10 protein-coding genes and 1 riboswitch are annotated in these 18395 nt (G+C 60.9%); of the genes, 4 read left to right on the top strand and 6 right to left on the bottom strand.

The genetic code is table 11. From position 1 onward, the window contains the following. Complete coding sequence (locus AC3WMV_RS15105; protein ID WP_007967863.1) at positions 1 to 219, bottom strand: DUF2970 domain-containing protein; 219 nt, start codon at positions 217 to 219, stop codon at positions 1 to 3. A gap of 177 nt (positions 220 to 396) precedes the next feature. Between AC3WMV_RS15105 and AC3WMV_RS15100 the strand changes: the two genes are divergently transcribed. After that, a complete protein-coding gene (locus tag AC3WMV_RS15100) occupies positions 397 to 7413 on the top strand; it encodes an NEL-type E3 ubiquitin ligase domain-containing protein (RefSeq protein ID WP_103366939.1) in 7017 nt (2338 codons plus the stop codon). Positions 7414 to 7463: 50 nt separating this feature from the next. On the opposite strand, the gene metH is transcribed toward AC3WMV_RS15100, so the two are convergent. Beyond that, positions 7464 to 11174 (bottom strand): methionine synthase, encoded by a 3711-nt coding sequence (metH, locus tag AC3WMV_RS15095; RefSeq protein WP_103366940.1) that lies wholly within the window; start codon positions 11172 to 11174, stop codon positions 7464 to 7466. A 156-nt stretch (positions 11175 to 11330) separates the two neighbouring features. Here metH and AC3WMV_RS15090 point away from each other — a divergent pair, with 156 nt between their 5' ends. The 3 genes from AC3WMV_RS15090 to nfuA all read left to right on the top strand — a co-directional run bounded on the left by AC3WMV_RS15090 (position 11331) and on the right by nfuA (position 15474). Beyond that, the gene (locus tag AC3WMV_RS15090; RefSeq protein ID WP_103367199.1) at positions 11331 to 13625 is read left to right on the top strand and encodes a fatty acid cis/trans isomerase; all 2295 of its coding nucleotides are present in this window, start codon (positions 11331 to 11333) and stop codon (positions 13623 to 13625) included. Between the two features lie 181 nt (positions 13626 to 13806). Then, positions 13807 to 14832, top strand: coding sequence for an acyltransferase family protein (locus AC3WMV_RS15085; protein ID WP_097087279.1), 1026 nt, complete (start codon positions 13807 to 13809; stop codon positions 14830 to 14832). A gap of 57 nt (positions 14833 to 14889) precedes the next feature. Then, on the top strand, positions 14890 to 15474 hold the full coding sequence (gene nfuA / locus AC3WMV_RS15080) for a Fe-S biogenesis protein NfuA (RefSeq protein WP_003225494.1): 585 nt from the start codon (positions 14890 to 14892) through the stop codon (positions 15472 to 15474). 201 nt (positions 15475 to 15675) lie between these two features. Here nfuA and cobM read toward each other — a convergent pair whose 3' ends face one another. The 4 genes from cobM to AC3WMV_RS15060 all read right to left on the bottom strand — a co-directional run bounded on the left by cobM (position 15676) and on the right by AC3WMV_RS15060 (position 17821). Further along, entirely contained in the window at positions 15676 to 16422 is a 747-nt protein-coding gene (gene cobM / locus AC3WMV_RS15075; RefSeq protein ID WP_103366941.1) for a precorrin-4 C(11)-methyltransferase, read from the bottom strand. 81 nt (positions 16423 to 16503) lie between these two features. Next, positions 16504 to 16917, bottom strand: a complete 414-nt coding sequence (locus AC3WMV_RS15070; RefSeq protein ID WP_098964192.1) for a cobalamin biosynthesis protein — start codon at positions 16915 to 16917, stop codon at positions 16504 to 16506. Then, positions 16914 to 17612 carry a CbtA family protein gene (locus AC3WMV_RS15065; RefSeq protein ID WP_103366942.1) on the bottom strand — a complete coding sequence of 233 codons (699 nt, stop codon included), beginning with the start codon at positions 17610 to 17612 and terminating at the stop codon, positions 16914 to 16916. Before AC3WMV_RS15065 ends, AC3WMV_RS15070 begins: the two co-directional genes overlap by 4 nt. 11 nt (positions 17613 to 17623) lie before the next feature. Then, the gene (locus AC3WMV_RS15060; protein ID WP_003225486.1) at positions 17624 to 17821 is read right to left on the bottom strand and encodes a CbtB domain-containing protein; all 198 of its coding nucleotides are present in this window, start codon (positions 17819 to 17821) and stop codon (positions 17624 to 17626) included. Between the two features lie 123 nt (positions 17822 to 17944). After that, a riboswitch (cobalamin riboswitch) is annotated at positions 17945 to 18166 on the bottom strand. Positions 18167 to 18395: the final 229 nt, after the last annotated feature.

Below are 18395 nucleotides of genomic sequence, written 5' to 3'. Positions count from 1 at the left end.
TCAGACCCCGGCGAAATGCAGTACCAGCTTGACGATGACAAACAGCGTCAAAGCGAACACGGCGGTGAAGCCGATCCCCAGGATCACGAAATGGCTGGGCTTGCCATGGGTGAAGTCCCTTGCCCGATTTTTCCCGCTTTGCACGCCGAATGCCGCAGCCATCACGCTGTGCAGCATCTGCCAGAAGCTCGGTGGCTTGTTGTCGACTGGATCGTCCATAAATCCCCCGTCCGAAAGGCTGTCCCGACAGCATAGTCAATCCAGCGAGTTGTGCCGTGGTCGCACGCGGGTTCCAGACTTGTCCGGTAACACGTCCATGCCGATACGATAACTATGTACCGCAGATCACCGTGGCGGACATGGTGTCCTGTCCTCCCATTTTTCAGGAGAGACAGGATGTCCACTCATCCCCCGACATTGCCCCGCGCGCCGGTCAGCGCCAGCCTTCACGGCAAGCTGCTGGAGCAGCTGATCCCCGATTGGCTGATTGCCGCTTCGCCCGAGCGGCAAGCCGCGCTGAAAGCGGTGAGTACCCGGCCAGCACACGGCTATCACCATTTCTCGAATGAGCAGCAACAAGCCTTGAAAGACCGGGTCACGGCGGCCTTTGTCGCCCAGAGCCGACTCGACAAGACCATGGCCGGCCTTGAAAGCGTCGATGCATTTGCCCAGACGCTGCTCGGCAAGGCACTCAAGAACCAGTTCAACGTGACGGTCGATCTCGACAAGACCTTGCTGTGTCTCAGACGGCCCCTCGAACTCGGGGTGCTGGAAGTGGAAGTTTCCACGTTCGAAGTGTTGAAGCTGCCCTTGCTGCAAGCGGCATTGCACAACTTCGAGGCTTCGGAATGTGAAGCCGGTGCCTATCACGCCAGATCCGGTTTCGTGGTCGAGACGGCAACCCCGGGCGAGTTTCAGGCAGTAGACATCGGCATCACGGTCAGGCAGTTTCTGACGCTGTGTCGTTCGCTGGACGTCGGTGCCCGTTATCAGGCAAGGATCAAAACGTTTTTCGAGAAAACCGACACCTTGCGCCGGCACTTCATTGCCAGCCAGAAAACCGCGTTGCGTGCCGCCGCTGAATGGGCGCTGCTGAAACAGGACATCGAGCCCGCCGACTACCGGATGATTCTGTCGGTGGTGGACAGCCAGATCCACCCGCAGCTCGGCGGCAAGGCCGTGTGGTTTCGCGACCTGAGCCTGATGAAGCGGCGGATGACCGGTTGCGTGGTGTTCAGCATCAGCGAGCGCTACCGCTACACCAACGAGTTCATCGTCTACATTCCCCATGACCCGCAACACCCGCTCAAGCGCTACACCATGGCGCAGATGCGTGAGGTGTTCAAACGCAAGTTCACCGCGACTGATCCTACGACTCCCGCGCAAGGACCGACTGCTTACCAGCAGTTTTTCAGTCAGTTCGTGGCCTATGCCGACCGTCCTTACTATTTCAGTCAGTTCACCCAAAAGGCTGCGGACTCCCCGAGTGACCCGTTGCATTCGATCTGGGTCAAGGTCGCGCAGCTGATACCGCCATTGTCGACCATCGCGCGGATCAAGGAGCTGCCACCCGAAGCCCCCGGCAAGCGCGAGCCGCAGCCTGACCCGTTTCTCGACCCGTTGCCAACCACGCGCAAAGGCGTGGCCGGGATCTGGGCCGACAACACCGATCTGTGGCAATACCTCTACGAACAGCACCGGGCCAAATTCATCGCCGATGCGAAGGCCCACGCCGTCCCCACAGCAGACGTCGACGCCCGGGTACGCTCAGAAAAACTCAGTCATCTGCTCGAACTCGGCATGATGGCGTTGAACATGGTGTCGATGTTCGTCCCGGTACTGGGCGAAATCATGATGACCGTGATGGCCGGGCAGTTGCTCTATGAATCATTCGAAGGCGCCATCGAATGGTCGGAAGGTGATCGCCAGGCTGCCAAGGCGCATCTGGTCGATGTGGCGCAGAACCTGGCGCTGATTGGCGTGATGGGCGCGGTCGGCAAGGGCGCAGGCCGACTCCAGGCGGCCTCCGCCGAGCCCGTGATCGAGCATCTGCAGCCGGTCGAGCGGCCTGATGGCTCAGTCCGCCTGTGGAAGCCTGACCTCGACGCTTATGTCAGCGACAGTGTCCTGCCGGCGAGTGCCGTGCCCGATGCGCAGGGCGTGTATCGATTCGACGGCAAGACCTTCATTCGCCAGCAGGGCAAGGTCTACCAGACGCACTACGACGAGGCCTTGAAAAGCTGGCGCATCCGCCATCCGCATGATCCTGCGGCGTATCAACCGATCCTTGAGCACAATCGACTGGGGGCCTGGCGCCACAACCTGGAGCGACCGCTGAGCTGGGATCGACTGACCCTGCTGCGGCGCATCGGGCATTCGACTGAGGCGTTTTCGGATGCGCAACTGCTCGAAATCGCCGATGTCAGTGGTGTCAGTGATGAAGCCCTGCGCCAGATGCACCTCGATCATCAGCCAGCACCACTGGCCCTGGCCGATACGCTACGTTTGTACGAGGCGGATCAGCAGGTCGGGCGGCTGATCGATCAGGTCGAACGAGGAACCCCCCTGGATGATTCGTATCTGCTGACGCTGCCAATGCTCACGCAAATGCCGCGCTGGCCGAGCGGAAAGATTCTGCAAGTCTTCGACGGAGCGCAGCTGTTCGGCCCCAGCCGGCTGTTCGGCGCAGAATCAGGCTTGATCGAGGGCCAGACGCATACACCGATCCAGGTGACCCGCGCCGAAGTGCTCGACGGCCAATTGCCTGAGCGTATTCTGGCCGCGCTGGATGAGCCGCAAACACGTTGGCTGCTGGGCGCCGAGCCGGCGCGTGTGGTCGAATCGCGGCCGCTGGAACTGCGCAAACAGATCGCCGATTACTTGCGCACCCGGCAACCGGCGATGTTCGACAGGCTCTATGACGAGCCCGCGTTGAACGACCCGCGAATCGCCAGGCTACAAGCCGCCACACCGGGGTTGGGCAGCTCGGCGGCAATCCGCGTGCTGCTGGAGGCGAACGCCGAGGAACTGACGCGCCTGCAAAGCGGTGAGCGGGTACCGTTGCGGTTGCTGGAGATCTCCCGTGAATTTGCCCGGCAACGCCGCTTCAATCATGCGGTCGCCGGCCTGCACATGGAGAATTCGGGTGGCAGCGAAAGCCAATGGCTGGCCTTGCGCGCCCTGGAACGACTGCCGGGCTGGTCGGACGAGGTGCGTCTCGAGGTGCGCGAAGGCAGCCTCGACGGGCCGTTGATTGACAGCGTCGGCAGCGAAAGTGCCGGCCAAACCAAGTATCTGGTCAAGCGCGGGCCGGTCTATCAGGCGTACAACGAGCGCGGCGAAGAGCTGAACAGCATTCCGCGTCACGGCGACAATTTTTTTGCCTCAATCCTCCATGCCTTGCCCGACCAGTCGCGACAGGCCCTGGGTTTTACCCAGGTTGCGCGTAGCGCCGGACTGCGTCGGGCACTGATCCGGTATGTGGCCCGACACCGTGCCGAACTGGCTCGACTGGCGAGCAGACGCCATGGCCACAAGCAACGCTTCAAGGCGCCGGTGCGGGTACGCCAGCACGGGCTCGGTTATTACGCCAGCGGTCGCGGCGAAGGCGTCAATCCGTTGCTGGTGACGCGCGTGCAGGATGTGTATCCGGCGCTAACGGATCAGCAGGCGGGCGGGTTCATTCTCAAGCAGTTGGCCGCCGGGCGGACTGACGCACAGATCTACGCGCTGTTGCAAAGGCGCCTGCGTGAATGGCAGGAACTCGAATCGTGGCTGGCGCAATGGGAAGGTGTGCCGGCCCCTGAGTCGACGCTGGAGTCGATGATCGGCGGTCGATTCAGCGTGGTGCGCAGCCTCAAGCAGAGCTGGCGCAATTCGCCGCTGGCCGATAGTCACGTGAGTGCGGCACGCCTCGATCTGATCTGCGATGACCCGTTGCCGGTGCTGACGGCGGACTTCTCGCATGTGCGCGATCTGCGAGTCAGGGGGCGGTGCATCACCGATGCCAACGTCGATGAACTGTTGGGCAGTTTCCCCAGGCTCAAGGCGCTGCGCATCAATGCCACCGCTGAAACATTTACCAACGTGCCGGTGGCGTTGCAGAACATGCCGGAGTTCACTGACCTGACGCTTTACAGTGCAATGCCCTTTGCCGCTGACATGCCGGCACGCCTGGCTCAACTGACCCGTCTTGAAGCATTGAGCGTCAGCACCTCGAGCTATCAGCCGCTGGCCTTCGACGTCAGTGGCATGCGTAATCTGCACACGCTGGAAATCGTCGCCTATTCATTGTTCGACTGGCCTGCGGGGGCGCTGGAGTTACCGGCCCTGGAACGTCTGAACCTCAGGGACACCGGAATCAGCACCGTGCCGGCAACACTGTTGCAGGGGCATGGAAAACTCTGGTCGGGGCTGTCGCTGGACTGGTCAAGATTCTCCCGGGAAAACTTCACGGGCGTGTACGAATACGTCAAGACCCATCCAGAACACCTGATCGATCGAGAGACGATGGTCAGGGATTATTGCCGCGGCGAGTTGCGGCGCCTGGGTGAGGGCGTGAATCAGTCGCCCGAGGGGGTGTTCAATCGTTTCTTCGAGCAATGGCCGGATGAGCAGCAGCGTTTCACCGCGATCAATGCCTTGAGCGATCAATATGCTGCGCTGGATAGCCAGCTCAGTCAGTGGCAGCAGCGCGTGGTGGTGTCGGAAGAATCGCTGCGCGAACTTGTCGCGCGATCAAACCTGGCCCATGTCCTGAAAACCAGTTGGCGCAAGGGCATGTTCAAGCGCTATGGCGCGACCATCAGTGCTTCGACCCTGGACTTGTCGGGGCTGATGCTCAGCGAACTGCCGGCGTTACCCGCTGACGCATTTGCGCATGTACGCACGCTGCTGCTCAACGGCCAGCGCGTTGCAGCCGTGCAGATGCGCGGTTTCCTCAGTGCGTTCAGCGAAGTACGAACCCTTGATCTGAGTGACAATGCCTTGCACGAATGGCCGATCGAGCCGCAGAGCCTTTCGCGCCTGGTGCACCTGGATCTGGCCGACAACCAGTTGACCGACGCTTCAGGCCTGGAGCGCGGATTGAGTGAATTGCCTGCGCTCGAACAGTTGAATCTGCGGAACAATCCGCTGAGCGAGATGAACGTTGGCAGCCTGCAGCGCTTGAAGGCCCTCGACCTGCAGGCAACGCACCTGCAACAGTGGCCGACAGGGGCCGAAGGTCTGCCGCAACTGGCGTGGCTGGATCTGCGCGACACCCGTATCAGCACGCTGCCGCCTGCCGTGCTTGAAAGCACCGCACTGCTCAATACCAACCTGACCGGTACGCCGCTGACCGCCGCGGCGTCGGCTGAACTGCGTCTGGCGCAACGGCGGCTCGAAGACACCCTCGGCCTGCCTGCCGGCGCGCTGGATGCGTTTGCCCGGCAGCCGGTGCCGGCGACCTTTCCGCCGGCAGAGAACGGTGTATCAGTGGCCCGCCAGTTGCTGCCGCTGACGCAGGCGCCGGTCAGTACCGGGCTGACACGGATGCGCCAGGACCTGCAGCGAGTGCAGCCGGCCCTTAGCGATGAACAAGCCACGCAAATGATCGAGGCGCTGCGCAATGAGGGTGCGACCGAAGTGCAGATCAGCGAGCGGATCACCGGTTGGAGTCAGACCTTTGAAACCCTCGTTCGCCAACTCAATGGCTGGCTGTATACCCGGGAAACCCGTGGCGTCGATTGGGTCATCTCCTCGCAATCACGCAGCCTGGCGGCGTGGCGCATCCTCACCTGCTGGCGCGCACGGTTATCGACTGTCGGGGGCGATGCGGTTCTGGATCTCAACGGCCTGCAATTGGGCGATCTGCCGCCGCTGCCTGAGGACTTTGGGCATGTCGGCAGTTTGAACCTGACAGGCACACGAGTGACGGCCGAGGGCAGCAACGGCTTTCTCAAGGCTTTCACCCGCCTGCGCAGTCTGACCCTCAGTGGCAATGAACTCGCAGCGCTGCCTGATGGCGTCCGGCAAATGCCGCAGCTCGAGCAACTCGAGCTGGCCAGCAACAACTTCACTGACAGCGAGCCGCTGTATGCCGCGCTGTCCGGTCTGCCAAATCTGCAGACACTGGACCTGAGCTACAACCATCTTGATGAGTTCGACGTCAGTTATTTCGAGCATTTGCAAAGTCTGGATCTGCGCAACAACAACCTCACCGAATGGCCGGCCGGGACGCTGGATGCGCAGCACCTGCGGACACTCAACCTCAGTCGCAACGACATCACCGCCATCCCCGATCAGGCGCTGGACGGTCAGCACGATGAGCTGATGGACGGCACCGACCTGACTGACAACTACAACCTGTCGGAGGAGTCGCTTGAAAGGCTCAGAACCTATCAAGCTGCGGGTAACCGCCCGCGAGTGCTTGGTTTCTCCAGTTCCGATCTGGAGGAAATGGCTGACGACGTTGCCGGCGGGCTCAGTGAAACCACCGACAGCATCGAGTCCGACGAAACCCTGCCGGGCGAACAGGCCCATGCGCAACAGAAAGCGCCGTGGCTGGCGAATCTGCCTGCGGAGCAGGCGTCCGTACGCGACAAACTCTGGGATCAACTGGCGGCGGAACCGGATAGCGCGGCATTCTTCCATTTGCTTGACCGATTGCAGGACACCCAGGAGTTTCGCGTAGCCAACGCCGATCTGACGCGACGGGTGTGGATGGTCATGGAGGCGGCGGCCGCCAACAGTGAGCTGCGCGAGGTGATTTTCGCCGGCTCGGCCACACACGGGACTTGCGTGGACGGGCGCATCCTTACGTTCAGTGGTCTGGAGAGCAAGGTCTTCACCTACAACGCCTTGCTCGATTTGCCGGCCGGCCGTCCGGGAATCCGCGGCGAGGCCTTGTTGTCGCTGTCGCGGCAGCTGTTCCGGCTGGACAAGGTCGATGAACTGGCAAAAGCGGCCGCTGCGCGCAGTGGTTTCGACGAAGCCGAAGTCCGCCTCGGTTATCGGATCGGTCTGACCGGGGGCTGGGACGATGGACTGGAATTGCCCGGGCAGCCGAAAAACATGAAATTTGCCTCCGGTGTCACCCCGCAGCAGTTGGTCAATGCGCGGGCCGAGGTGGTCAGCGCGGAACGCTCCGAGAGATTTCTGGAGGACCTGATTCAGCGCGATTTCTGGCTGGATTATCTCAAGGAGCAGCAGCCTGAAGCGTTCAGGCAAATGGATGAAACGCAGTTGCTGGAGGAGGGCGAGGATGACGGCCTGAGTGCTGACGATCCGCTGTATCTGAGCAGGCTGTTCGATCAGGCGGCGGCGCGAAATGCCAGGCTCATCGAATTGTCGCGACAGGAGATTGAACGGATCGGTTTGTCTGCCGGCAACGCACAACGGCCCGGTACATCCGGGCCATTGTCAGGCGGGTAAAACCCGCTGAACGGTCAGTCCCCGGCAGATCCGGGGACTGAGCGTTGCGCTTATTCGTCGTAACCGAGGTTAGGCGCCAGCCAGCGCTCGGTCACGCTCAGCTCCTGACCTTTGCGCGAGGTGTAGCTCTGCACCTGATCCTTGTCGACCTTGCCGACGGCGAAGTATTGCGCCTGCGGATGGGCGAAGTACCAGCCGCTGACCGCTGCCGCCGGGAACATCGCGTAATGCTCGGTGAGGAACACGCCGCTGCGGCCCGCGCGCATTTCGCTGGCTTCAGGATCGAGCAGGGTGAACAGCGTGGCTTTCTCGGTGTGATCCGGGCAGGCCGGGTATCCCGGTGCCGGACGGATACCGGAATACTGCTCTTTGATCAGCGCGTCGTTGTCCAGCATCTCATCCTTGGCGTAACCCCAGTGCTCTTTGCGCACTTGCTGGTGCAGCCATTCGGCGCAGGCCTCGGCCAGACGGTCGGCCAGTGCCTTGACCATGATCGAGTTGTAGTCATCGCCAGCGTCCTGATAGGCCTTGGCGACTTCTTCGGCGCCGATGCCGGCGGTGGTGATGAAGCCACCGACGTAGTCGGTCACTTCGCTGTCTTTCGGTGCAACGAAGTCGGCCAGCGAGAAATTCGGCTTGCCGTCGGTCTTGATGATCTGCTGACGCAGGTGATGCAGGCGCGCCATCGGCTTGCCGTCATCGCCGTACAGTTCGATGTCGTCGTCGTGCACCTGGTTGGCCGGCCAGAAACCGAACACCGCACGGGCGCTGATCAGCTTCTCGTCGATCAGCTTGGTGAGCATTTCCCGCGCGTCCTTGTACAGCGCGGTGGCCGCTTCACCGACCACTTCGTCTTCGAGGATGCGCGGGAATTTGCCGGCCAGGTCCCAAGAGATGAAGAACGGCGTCCAGTCGATGTACTCGGCCAGAACGTTGAGGTCGATGTTGTCCAGCACGCGGGTGCCGGTGAAGGTCGGTTTGACCGGCGTGTAGTTCGCCCAGTCGAACTGTGGCTTCTTGGCAATCGCCGCCGCGTAGCTCAGGCGCTCGGTACGGGCGCTGCGGTTGGCGGTGCGCTCACGCACATCGACGTATTCCAGACGGGTCTTCTCGACGAAACCGGCCTTGAGTTCCTTGGACAGCAACTGCGTCGCCACACCGACCGCACGCGAGGCGTCGGTCACGTAGACCACCGCATCGTTGCTGTACTTCGGCTCGATCTTCACGGCGGTGTGCGCCTTGGACGTGGTCGCGCCGCCGATCATCAACGGCAGATGGAAATCCTGACGCTGCATTTCGCGGGCAACGTGGACCATCTCGTCCAGCGACGGGGTAATCAGGCCGGAAAGGCCGATGATGTCGCACTTTTCTTCCTTGGCCACCTGGAGGATTTTCTCCGCCGGGACCATCACGCCGAGGTCGACGATGTCGTAACCGTTGCAACCCAGCACCACGCCGACGATGTTCTTGCCGATGTCGTGTACGTCGCCTTTTACCGTGGCCATCAGGATCTTGCCCTTGGCTTCCGGCTTGTCGCCTTTTTCCAGTTCGATGAACGGGATCAGATGCGCCACGGCCTGTTTCATCACGCGGGCGGATTTCACCACCTGCGGCAGGAACATTTTGCCGGCGCCGAACAGGTCGCCGACGATGTTCATGCCGGACATCAGCGGGCCTTCGATGACTTCGATCGGCCGCGCGAACGACTGGCGCGACTCTTCGGTGTCTTCGACGATGTGGGTGGTGATGCCCTTGACCAGCGCATGCTCCAGACGCTTGTTGACGTCCCAGCTGCGCCACTCTTCGGTCTCGGCTTCCTTGACGCTGCCGTCGCCCTTGTACTTGTCGGCGATGGCGAGGAGGGCATCAGTGCCTTCCGGCGTGCGGTTGAGGATCACGTCCTCGACGGCGTCACGCAGCTCCTGCGGGATCTGGTCGTAGATTTCCAGCTGACCGGCGTTGACGATACCCATGGTCAGGCCGGCGCGGATCGCGTACAGCAGGAACACCGAGTGAATCGCTTCACGCACCGGGTTGTTGCCACGGAACGAGAACGACACGTTGGACACGCCGCCGGAACTCAGCGCATACGGCAGCTCGTCGCGGATGTAGGCACAGGCGTTGATGAAGTCCACAGCGTAGTTGTTGTGTTCTTCGATGCCGGTGGCCACGGCGAAGATGTTCGGGTCGAAGATGATGTCTTCCGGCGGGAAGCCGACTTCGTTGACCAGAATGTCGTAGGAGCGTTTGCAGATTTCTTTCTTGCGCGCTTCGGTGTCGGCCTGACCGGCTTCATCGAACGCCATCACCACCACCGCAGCGCCGTAGCGTTTGCACAGCTTGGCGTGATGGATGAATTGCTCGACGCCTTCTTTCATGCTGATCGAGTTGACGATGCCCTTGCCCTGAATGCACTTCAGACCGGCTTCGATCACTTCCCATTTCGAGGAGTCGATCATGATCGGTACGCGGGAAATGTCCGGTTCGCCGGCGATCAGATTGAGGAAGGTCACCATGGCCTTCTTCGAATCGAGCATGCCTTCGTCCATGTTGATGTCGATCACCTGCGCGCCGGCCTCGACCTGCTGCAGGGCGACTTCCAGGGCTTCGGTGTAGTTATCTTCACGGATCAGACGGGCGAACTTGGCGGAACCGGTGATGTTGGTGCGCTCGCCGACGTTGACGAACAGCGAGCTGCGATCGATGGTGAACGGCTCCAGACCCGACAGACGGCAAGCCTTGGGAATGTCCGGAATCTGTCGCGGCGCGTAACCGGCGACGGCTTTGGCGATGGCCTCGATGTGGCCCGGGGTGGTGCCGCAGCAGCCGCCGACGATATTGAGGAAGCCGCTCTGGGCGAATTCTTCGATGACCTTGGCGGTTTGCGCCGGCAACTCGTCGTACTCGCCGAACTCGTTCGGCAAACCGGCGTTCGGGTGCGCGGAAACGTGGGTGCTGGCCTTGTTCGACAGCTCTTCCAGGTAGGGGCGCAGCTCACTGGCGCCGAGGGCGCAGTTGAGGCCGACCGAAATTGGCTTGGCGTGGGCCACGGAGTTCCAGAACGCTTCGGTGGTCTGGCCCGAGAGGGTGCGACCGGACGCATCGGTGATGGTCCCGGAAATCATGATCGGCAGTTCGATGTGCAGCTCTTCGAACACGCCTTGCACGGCGAAGATCGCGGCTTTGGCGTTGAGGGTGTCGAAGATGGTTTCGATCAGGATCAGGTCGACGCCACCTTCGATCAGGCCCTTGGTGGCCTCGGTGTAGTTTTCCACCAGTTCGTCGAAGGTGACGTTGCGGTAGCCGGGGTTGTTCACGTCTGGCGACAGCGAGCAGGTACGGCTGGTCGGGCCGAGCACGCCGGCGACGAAACGTGGCTTGTCCGGGTTTTCGGCGGTCTTGGCGTCGGCCACCTTGCGCGCCAGTCGTGCGCCTTCTACGTTTAATTCGTACGCCAGCTCTTCCATGCCGTAGTCGGCCATGGAAATGCGCGTGGCGTTGAAGGTGTTGGTTTCCAGAATGTCGGCGCCGGCATCCAGATAGGCCTTTTCGATGCCGCCGATCACGTCCGGACGGGTAATCACCAGCAGGTCGTTGTTGCCCTTGACATCACTCGGCCAGTCAGCGAAGCGTTTGCCGCGATAATCCTGCTCTTCGAGCTTGTAGCTCTGGATCATCGTGCCCATGCCGCCGTCGAGAATCAGGATGCGCTCTTTGAGGGCTTGCTTGAGAGCTTGAAGGCGGACGCTGCGATCGGACATTGGGACTACTCGAAAAGACCATGACGAAGGGCCGGGATCATAACAAACCTGTGCGCTTTTGGAGCACGTGCTGCTTTTGCATGAATATCGTTCATGTTGGTACGAGCGTCATACTGTAGAATCGCGGGCGTTTTTTTCACGATCGGGATCATGGGCATGTCGTACCGCGTCATCAGCATTTTCTTGCTGTTCTTAAGCTGGGGCGCCATTGCGCAGGAACCCGCGATCTCACCTTCTATTTCATATACGCGTGACATCCAGCCAATCTTCACCGAGAAGTGTGTGGCCTGCCATGCCTGCTACGACTCGGCGTGCCAGCTCAATCTGGGCAGCGGCGAAGGCGCAGGGCGGGGCGCAAGCAAGATGCCGGTCTACGACGGCGAACGCACTCAGGCGGCGCCGACCACTCGGCTGTTCTACGACGCCTTCGGCAAACGTGCCTGGCAGCAGAAAGGCTTCTACTCGGTACTCGATGCCCAGGGCAGCCAGGCGGCGCTGATGGCGCGGATGCTCGAACTGGGACACAAAACCCCGCTGACCCCGAATGCCAAGCTGCCGGAAGACATCGTCCTCGGCCTGCAACGGGAAAACATGTGCGCGATGCCCGCCGAGTTTGACGGCTATGCCGGCGCGCACCCGAAAGAAGGCATGCCGCTGGCGGTGACCGGGCTGACCGATCAGCAATACCAGACCCTGCAGCGCTGGCTGGCGTCCGGTGCGCCGATCGACGAGCAGGGGCTGGCGCCGAGCGCCAAGGAAGCGCTGCAAATCGTCCAGTGGGAAAACCTGCTCAATGCGCCGGGGGCGCGGCAGAGTCTGGTCGGGCGCTGGCTGTTCGAACACTGGTTCCTCGCGCATATCTATTTCAAGGACGGCGAGCCGGGGCACTACTTCCAGTGGGTGCGTTCGCGCACGCCGACAGGGCAGCCGATCGACCTGATCGCCACCCGTCGCCCGAATGACGATCCGGGCACTCAGGTGTATTACCGCTTGTGGCCGGTGCAAGGGGTGATCGTGCACAAGACTCACATCACCTATCCGCTGAGTGCGGCGAAGATGGCGCGGGTGAAGAGTCTGTTCTACAGCGGCAACTGGCAGGTCAACGCGCTGCCGGGATACGGGCCGCAGAGCCGGGCCAACCCGTTCGCCACCTTCGAGGCGATTCCGGCGCAGGCGCGTTATCAGTTCATGCTCGATAACGCTGAATACTTCGTCCGCACCTTCATTCGCGGGCCGGTGTGCCGTGGGCAGATTGCGACGGATGTGATCCGCGATAACTTCTGGGCGCTGTTCCAGGCGCCGGAACACGATCTGTACATCACCGATCCCAACTATCGTGGCCAGGCCACGCCGTTGCTGGCAATGCCCGGGCAGAACGACGACGTCGGAAGTGTGCTGAGCCTGTGGCACAACTACCGCAACAAGCGCAACGAATACGAAGCCCTGCGCCGCGACAGTTACGCCGAACTGCCGGCGCCGAGCTGGTCAACCCTGTGGGCCGGTAACGACAACGCGCTGCTGAGCATTTTCCGCCACTTCGACAGTGCGTCGGTGACCAAAGGCCTGATCGGCGAAGTGCCACAGACCCTGTGGCTGTTCGACTATCCACTGCTGGAGCGCACCTATTATCAGTTGGCGGTCAACTTCGATGTGTTCGGCAACGTCTCCCATCAGGCGCAGACTCGTCTGTATTTCGACCTGATCCGCAACGGTGCCGAGCAGAACTTCCTGCGCCTGATGCCGGCCGATTCCCGCGAGGACTACCTCGACGATTGGTATCAGAGCAGTGGCCAGTTCAAGATGTGGCTCGACTACGAAGCCATTGACGACGACAAACCGACCGCGCTGAAACTCGATCCGAAGGACCCGAAATACGATTTCGCCATGCAGTTGCTGGCGCGTTACGGCGACCTCAATGCGCGGCCGGATCCGATCAATCGCTGTGACGGCGCCTATTGCTCGCGACCGAATATCGACCCGGCGCTGCAGAATGCCGAGCAGGCGCTGAGTCGCCTGACGTCACGTCCGGCCGCCGGTCTGAAGGTTATCGACCAATTGCCGGAAGCAACCATGCTGCGCATCGAAACCCGCAGCGGTAAACGCGAGATGTACAGCCTGCTGCGCAACCGTGCGCACAGTAACGTGGCGTTCCTGTTGGGCGAGTCGCTGCGCTATCAGCCAGGGCTGGACACCTTGACCATCTACCCGGGCGTACTGAGCAGCTATCCGAATTTCATCTTCAACATTCCGGCCGAGCAAGTGCCGGCCTTTGTCGATGCCATGGAGAATGCCAAGGATGCGCAGCAGTTCGAAAAAATCGTCGAACGTTGGGGGATCCGTCGCAGTCATCCGCAATTCTGGTTCTATTTCCACGACCTGAGCCAATACATCCACGAAACCGATCCGGTGGAAGAGGGCGTGCTGGACATGAATCGCTACCAGAATCTTTGATCGTTTAATACAGGCCGACTGTCACAGCTTCAGGTAACACACAAATCCCCTGTGGGAGCGAGCCTGCTCGCGAAGGCGGAGTGTCAGGCGCCGAATACATTGAACTTGCCGTCGCTTTCGCGAGCAGGCTCGCTCCCACAGGGTGAAGTGGTGTTTTTGCAATTGTGATCGGGAGCGGCTGATGTTGATTTCAGTGCAGGCCCTGCGGGCGCTTGCCGCGTGGACGGTGGTCTGTCACCACTTCATGCAGATTTTCTTCGACTTCAAGGCGCGCGGCCCGGTCGGGCAGTTCTTCATCGACAAAGGCGCAGTCGGCGTCGATGTTTTCTTCGTCATCAGTGGTCTGGTGATTTTCCTCTCCACCGAAAGCAAAGCGCTGCCTCCGGCGCGGTTTCTGCTGTATCGGTTGTTTCGCATTGTCCCGGCGTACTGGCTGTACACGCTGTTGATGGCGTTGCTGGTGCTGTTCGCCCGGCCGATGTTGCCGGATCAGACGGTGGATTGGGCGCATTTCCTCGCGTCGCTGTTATTCATTCCTGCGCAAAACCCCGGCGGCTACGGGATTTATCCGACGCTGAATGTCGGCTGGACGCTCAACTACGAAATGCTCTTCTATGTGTTGTTTGCATGCGCGCTGGTGTTCCGCTGGCAGGTGCGTTTGCTGGTGGTCGCCGCGTTGCTGTTTTCGGTGTGTCAGGCGTTCGGCTGGCTCAACGAGTTTTACCGTTCCGACATCGTCTACGAGTTTCTGCTGGGGATCGGCATTGGCGTGCTCTATCGCCGGGGCTGGATTGGCGCCGGCCTGTGGCTGCCGCTGTTGGCGATGGGCGCTGCGATGATGGCGATCTATCACCTGGCACCGGCGCCAAGGTTATTGAACTGGGGCGTGCCGAGCGCGGTGCTAGTGATGGCTTGCATGGCGCTGGAGCGCTACGTCGAGCGCAATCGGGTGATGAAATGGCTCGGTGACTGTTCCTATTCGGTGTATCTGATGCACGTGTTGGTGTTGTCGGTTGGTGGTTTTATCGCGCGACGCTACGGAATCAACCCGTATCTGATGTTCATCGTCTGCGCTCTGGCGATTGGTGTGGGGTCATGGTTGAGCTACGAATGGGTGGAAAAACGCAGCTATCAGTGGCTTAAAGCGCGGATCGAGGGCGAACCGATGCGCGCACCTGTCGAGAATCTTTCCCGACAAAAATACTAGGACTTTGTCCGGCGCAATGATTGGCGTAAACTGCGCCCAAGCCTGCGAGGAGTTTCCATGACCGCTATTACCATTACCGACGCCGCCCACGATTACCTGGCCGATCTGCTCTCCAAGCAGAACACTCCAGGCATCGGCATCCGCGTCTTCATCACCCAGCCTGGCACCCAGTACGCCGAAACCTGCATTGCCTACTGCAAGCCGGGCGAAGAAAAACCTGAAGATACCGCGCTGGGGCTGAAAAGCTTCACCGCCTATATCGATTCGTTCAGCGAAGCGTTCCTTGACGACGCCGTCGTCGATTACGCCACCGACCGCATGGGCGGCCAACTGACCATCAAGGCGCCAAACGCCAAAGTCCCGATGGTCAATGCCGACAGCCCGGTCAACGAGCGCATCAACTACTACCTGCAAACCGAAATCAACCCGGGGCTGGCCAGCCACGGCGGTCAGGTCAGCCTGATCGATGTGGTCGAGGACGGCATCGCCGTGTTGCAGTTCGGTGGTGGTTGCCAAGGCTGCGGCCAGGCCGATGTGACCCTGAAGGAAGGCATCGAGCGCACCTTGCTCGAACGTATTCCAGAGCTCAAAGGTGTGCGCGACGTGACCGACCACACGCAGAAAGAAAACGCCTACTACTGAGTAAGGTGTTCACTGCGAACACGAAAAACGGCGCCCCGTGAGCGCCGTTTTTTTATGCACTTGATTAATGAGTGCCTGTTTATTGTGTGGCGAGGGGATTTATCCCCGATGGGTTGCGAAGCAGCCCCAGAAAAGGAACTGCTGCGCAGTTCATCGGGGATAAATCCCCTCGCCACAGGTTGGCACCCAATCCCATATGATTCAGGGTCTGTAGAGGTGTGCATGCCCCGCGCGATACAGCGATGACTCGCTAAACACCTCACTGCCCAGCACCCGACCCACCAGAATCAACGCTGTACGCCGAAACCCTTTGGCCGCAACCTTCTCGGCAATATCCTCCAGCGTCCCCACCACCCAGTCCTGATCCGGCCACGTCGCCCGGTGAATCACCGCAATCGGGCAATCCGCGCCGTAATGCGGGAGCAGTTCAGCGATGATCTTTTGCAGATGATTGACCCCCAGATGAATCGCCATGGTCGCGCCATGCTGCGCCAGACTGCTCAGCTCCTCACCCGCCGGCATTGCGGTCTTGTCCGCGTAGCGGGTCAGAATCACGCTCTGCGACACGTCCGGCAGTGTCAGTTCCGTGCCAAGCAACGCCGCACACGCTCCGGTCGCGGTGACGCCGGGAATGATCTCGAACGGAATATTCAGCTCGCGCAGATAACGAATCTGCTCGCCAATCGCGCCATACAGGCTCGGATCGCCGGAATGCACCCGCGCTACGTTCTGGCCCTTGGCATGGGCGGATTTGATCAGTTCAATGATCTGCTCCAGATGCAATTCAGCGCTGTTGACCACGGTTTCAGCCTGATGCCCCTCCAGCACCGCAGCCGGTACCAGCGAGCCTGCGTAGATGATCACCGGGCAACTGCGGATCAGCCGCTGGCCTTTGACGGTGATCAATTCCGGGTCGCCGGGGCCGGCGCCGATGAAGTAGACGGTCATGAAGAAATCCTGTGAAAAACGGGGCAGGGCAACGCTTCAGATGAAGATTGCTCATGATCAAACGGGGGGATTATCGGGAATTTACGCAGCGCCGGCCAATGCCAAGGTCGCCTGAGCGTATTTTTGCCGGGAAATCAGCAGTTTTGCCGGTGCCTGAATCAACTGTTCGGCAAGGGCCAGGGCGGCACTTTCCGCCACGCCGTAGCAACCGGTACGCTCGTAGGCGATCTGCGAATGGTGGCTCAGACGTTGCTGATAATTGGCCAGTTCGTCGCTGCTGAAATACAACAGCGGCAACGCCAGTTGGCTGGCCAGTTCCTGCAGGCCGGGTTCATCGCGTTTAAGGTCGATGCTGGCCAAGGCCTTGACCGCTTCAAGTTCTATACGATGCGCCTGCAACGCCTGATCGAGTAACGCGCGCAGCGTGCTGACCGGGCAGCCGCGCTGGCAGCCCAGGCCGACCACAAAGGTCGGCGCTGCGCGGTCATCGGTCATGCGTGGTATTGACCATCGCTTTTGCGGCGGAACAACCAGGCGCTGATCAGGCCCAGGGCCAGCCAGAACGCCACGTTGGTCAACTGCGAAGCGATTTTGAACTGAGTTTCCAGCGCCTCCGGGGCGAGCATCGAATGCACTTCTGGTTGCGGCGCGCCGATCACGTGCGGCACGGCGAGGATCGCCACGCCGAGCAGCTTCATCAACCAGTGGCGGCTGAACACAATCAACGCCAGGCCAACAGCGGTGGAAGCGGCGGTGCCGATCCACCAGGTTTGCCGCGACGCCAGATCGGCTGCAGCGGTGCCCGGCAGTTCAGGCGGCAGGCCCAGGGTCGGTGCGAGCACGAAGGTCGCGTAACCGGCCAGGCCCCAGAGCAGGCCTTGCGAGGTTTTGGTCGGTGCACGCAGGGTGTACAGGCCAGCGAGCATCAGGGCGAAACCGACCGCCACCACCAGATTGCCGCCGGTGGTCGAGACCACGCGTTGCCAGCCGTCTTCCGGCTCCCAGGCTTCGGCGTCATGGGTGTGTGCGGCCGTGCCGGCGGCGTGTTCGTGAACGGCCACCGGTTCGGACTTCTCGAAGGTTTCGGCCTGCAGAATCAGCGGCGAGACCCAGAAGCTTTGCAGCAACGTCAGCAGCAGGGCGGCCAGCAGGCCGGTGAAGCCTGCGGTTTGCGCGATACGCTTGATCATGTCGGCAGGTCTCAGTGGCACGGGAACGCGGCGCTGTGGCGGGTATCGTGAGCGGCGTTGTGCACCGCTTCGATGTGCGAGAAACCGGCGAAGTACACAAGGCTGGCACCCAGAATCGACGCGAAGATCGCGGCGGTCAGGCGTTGGCTCAAGGTGGCGGTGCTGGAGATTTTGTCGGTGTTGCTACCGGTGCTGCTGATGATCGACATGGCGCTTCCCTCTGGAGTGTCAGCGGGTGATATAGAGCGCATGAAAACCCCTGCGAGTCGGGCACGCAGAGGTTCGAACAGCGCCCGCCCACCGCGGGTTTGTTATGTTCAGTGACGCAAAATGCGCACTGTGTGTTGCGGGCCGGTCTCCGGGCTCACGAGGGGTTGGCGTCTGGCCGACCGGCAAGCGTCACCTTCCCATGCCGTAATGGCACAGTGGATTTGACGCTTCGCTCGCTTACCGTTGCGGGGGCAGCACCGGACTGACATGGCTTTGAGTAAAGCACATGATTCACCGGTTTCCCGTTTCACCCTGTGAAGGGCACCCGTAACAAGTTGTGTAGGAGAGCATGGGTTGGGGAATGTAGTCAATTTTGTGGGTGGATCCGTTGCTGCGGGTGTTGCTGATTACGGTTCCGCCCTTACGGCGGGTCACTTTTGGCAAACGCCCCAAAAGTAACCAAAAGGGCTTTACCCTGACGTTCGGCCCTCGCTTAGGCTCGGGTTCCTTCGCTCCGGTATTCATCCGGGGGCAGCGCCTACGGTTTGCTTCGCTGCACCTCCTCTCGCTGTG

The organism is Pseudomonas sp. FW305-3-2-15-E-TSA4 (assembly GCF_058787295.1).
The sequence above is the reverse complement of the archived record's forward strand: the minus strand, read 5'-3'. Positions and strand labels throughout refer to the sequence as shown.

Excerpts from the sequence above, each read along its gene's own strand:
- AC3WMV_RS15105 (WP_007967863.1), bottom strand. The coding sequence starts at position 219 with ATGGACGATCCAGTCGACAACAAGCCACCGAGCTTCTGGCAGATGCTG.
- AC3WMV_RS15085 (WP_097087279.1), top strand. The coding sequence starts at position 13,807 with ATGTTGATTTCAGTGCAGGCCCTGCGGGCGCTTGCCGCGTGGACGGTG.
- AC3WMV_RS15060 (WP_003225486.1), bottom strand. The coding sequence starts at position 17,821 with ATGTCGATCATCAGCAGCACCGGTAGCAACACCGACAAAATCTCCAGC.
- AC3WMV_RS15065 (WP_103366942.1), bottom strand. The coding sequence starts at position 17,612 with ATGATCAAGCGTATCGCGCAAACCGCAGGCTTCACCGGCCTGCTGGCC.
- AC3WMV_RS15070 (WP_098964192.1), bottom strand. The coding sequence starts at position 16,917 with ATGACCGATGACCGCGCAGCGCCGACCTTTGTGGTCGGCCTGGGCTGC.
- metH (WP_103366940.1), bottom strand. The coding sequence starts at position 11,174 with ATGTCCGATCGCAGCGTCCGCCTTCAAGCTCTCAAGCAAGCCCTCAAA.
- nfuA (WP_003225494.1), top strand. The coding sequence starts at position 14,890 with ATGACCGCTATTACCATTACCGACGCCGCCCACGATTACCTGGCCGAT.
- AC3WMV_RS15090 (WP_103367199.1), top strand. The coding sequence starts at position 11,331 with ATGTCGTACCGCGTCATCAGCATTTTCTTGCTGTTCTTAAGCTGGGGC.
- cobM (WP_103366941.1), bottom strand. The coding sequence starts at position 16,422 with ATGACCGTCTACTTCATCGGCGCCGGCCCCGGCGACCCGGAATTGATC.
- AC3WMV_RS15100 (WP_103366939.1), top strand. The coding sequence starts at position 397 with ATGTCCACTCATCCCCCGACATTGCCCCGCGCGCCGGTCAGCGCCAGC.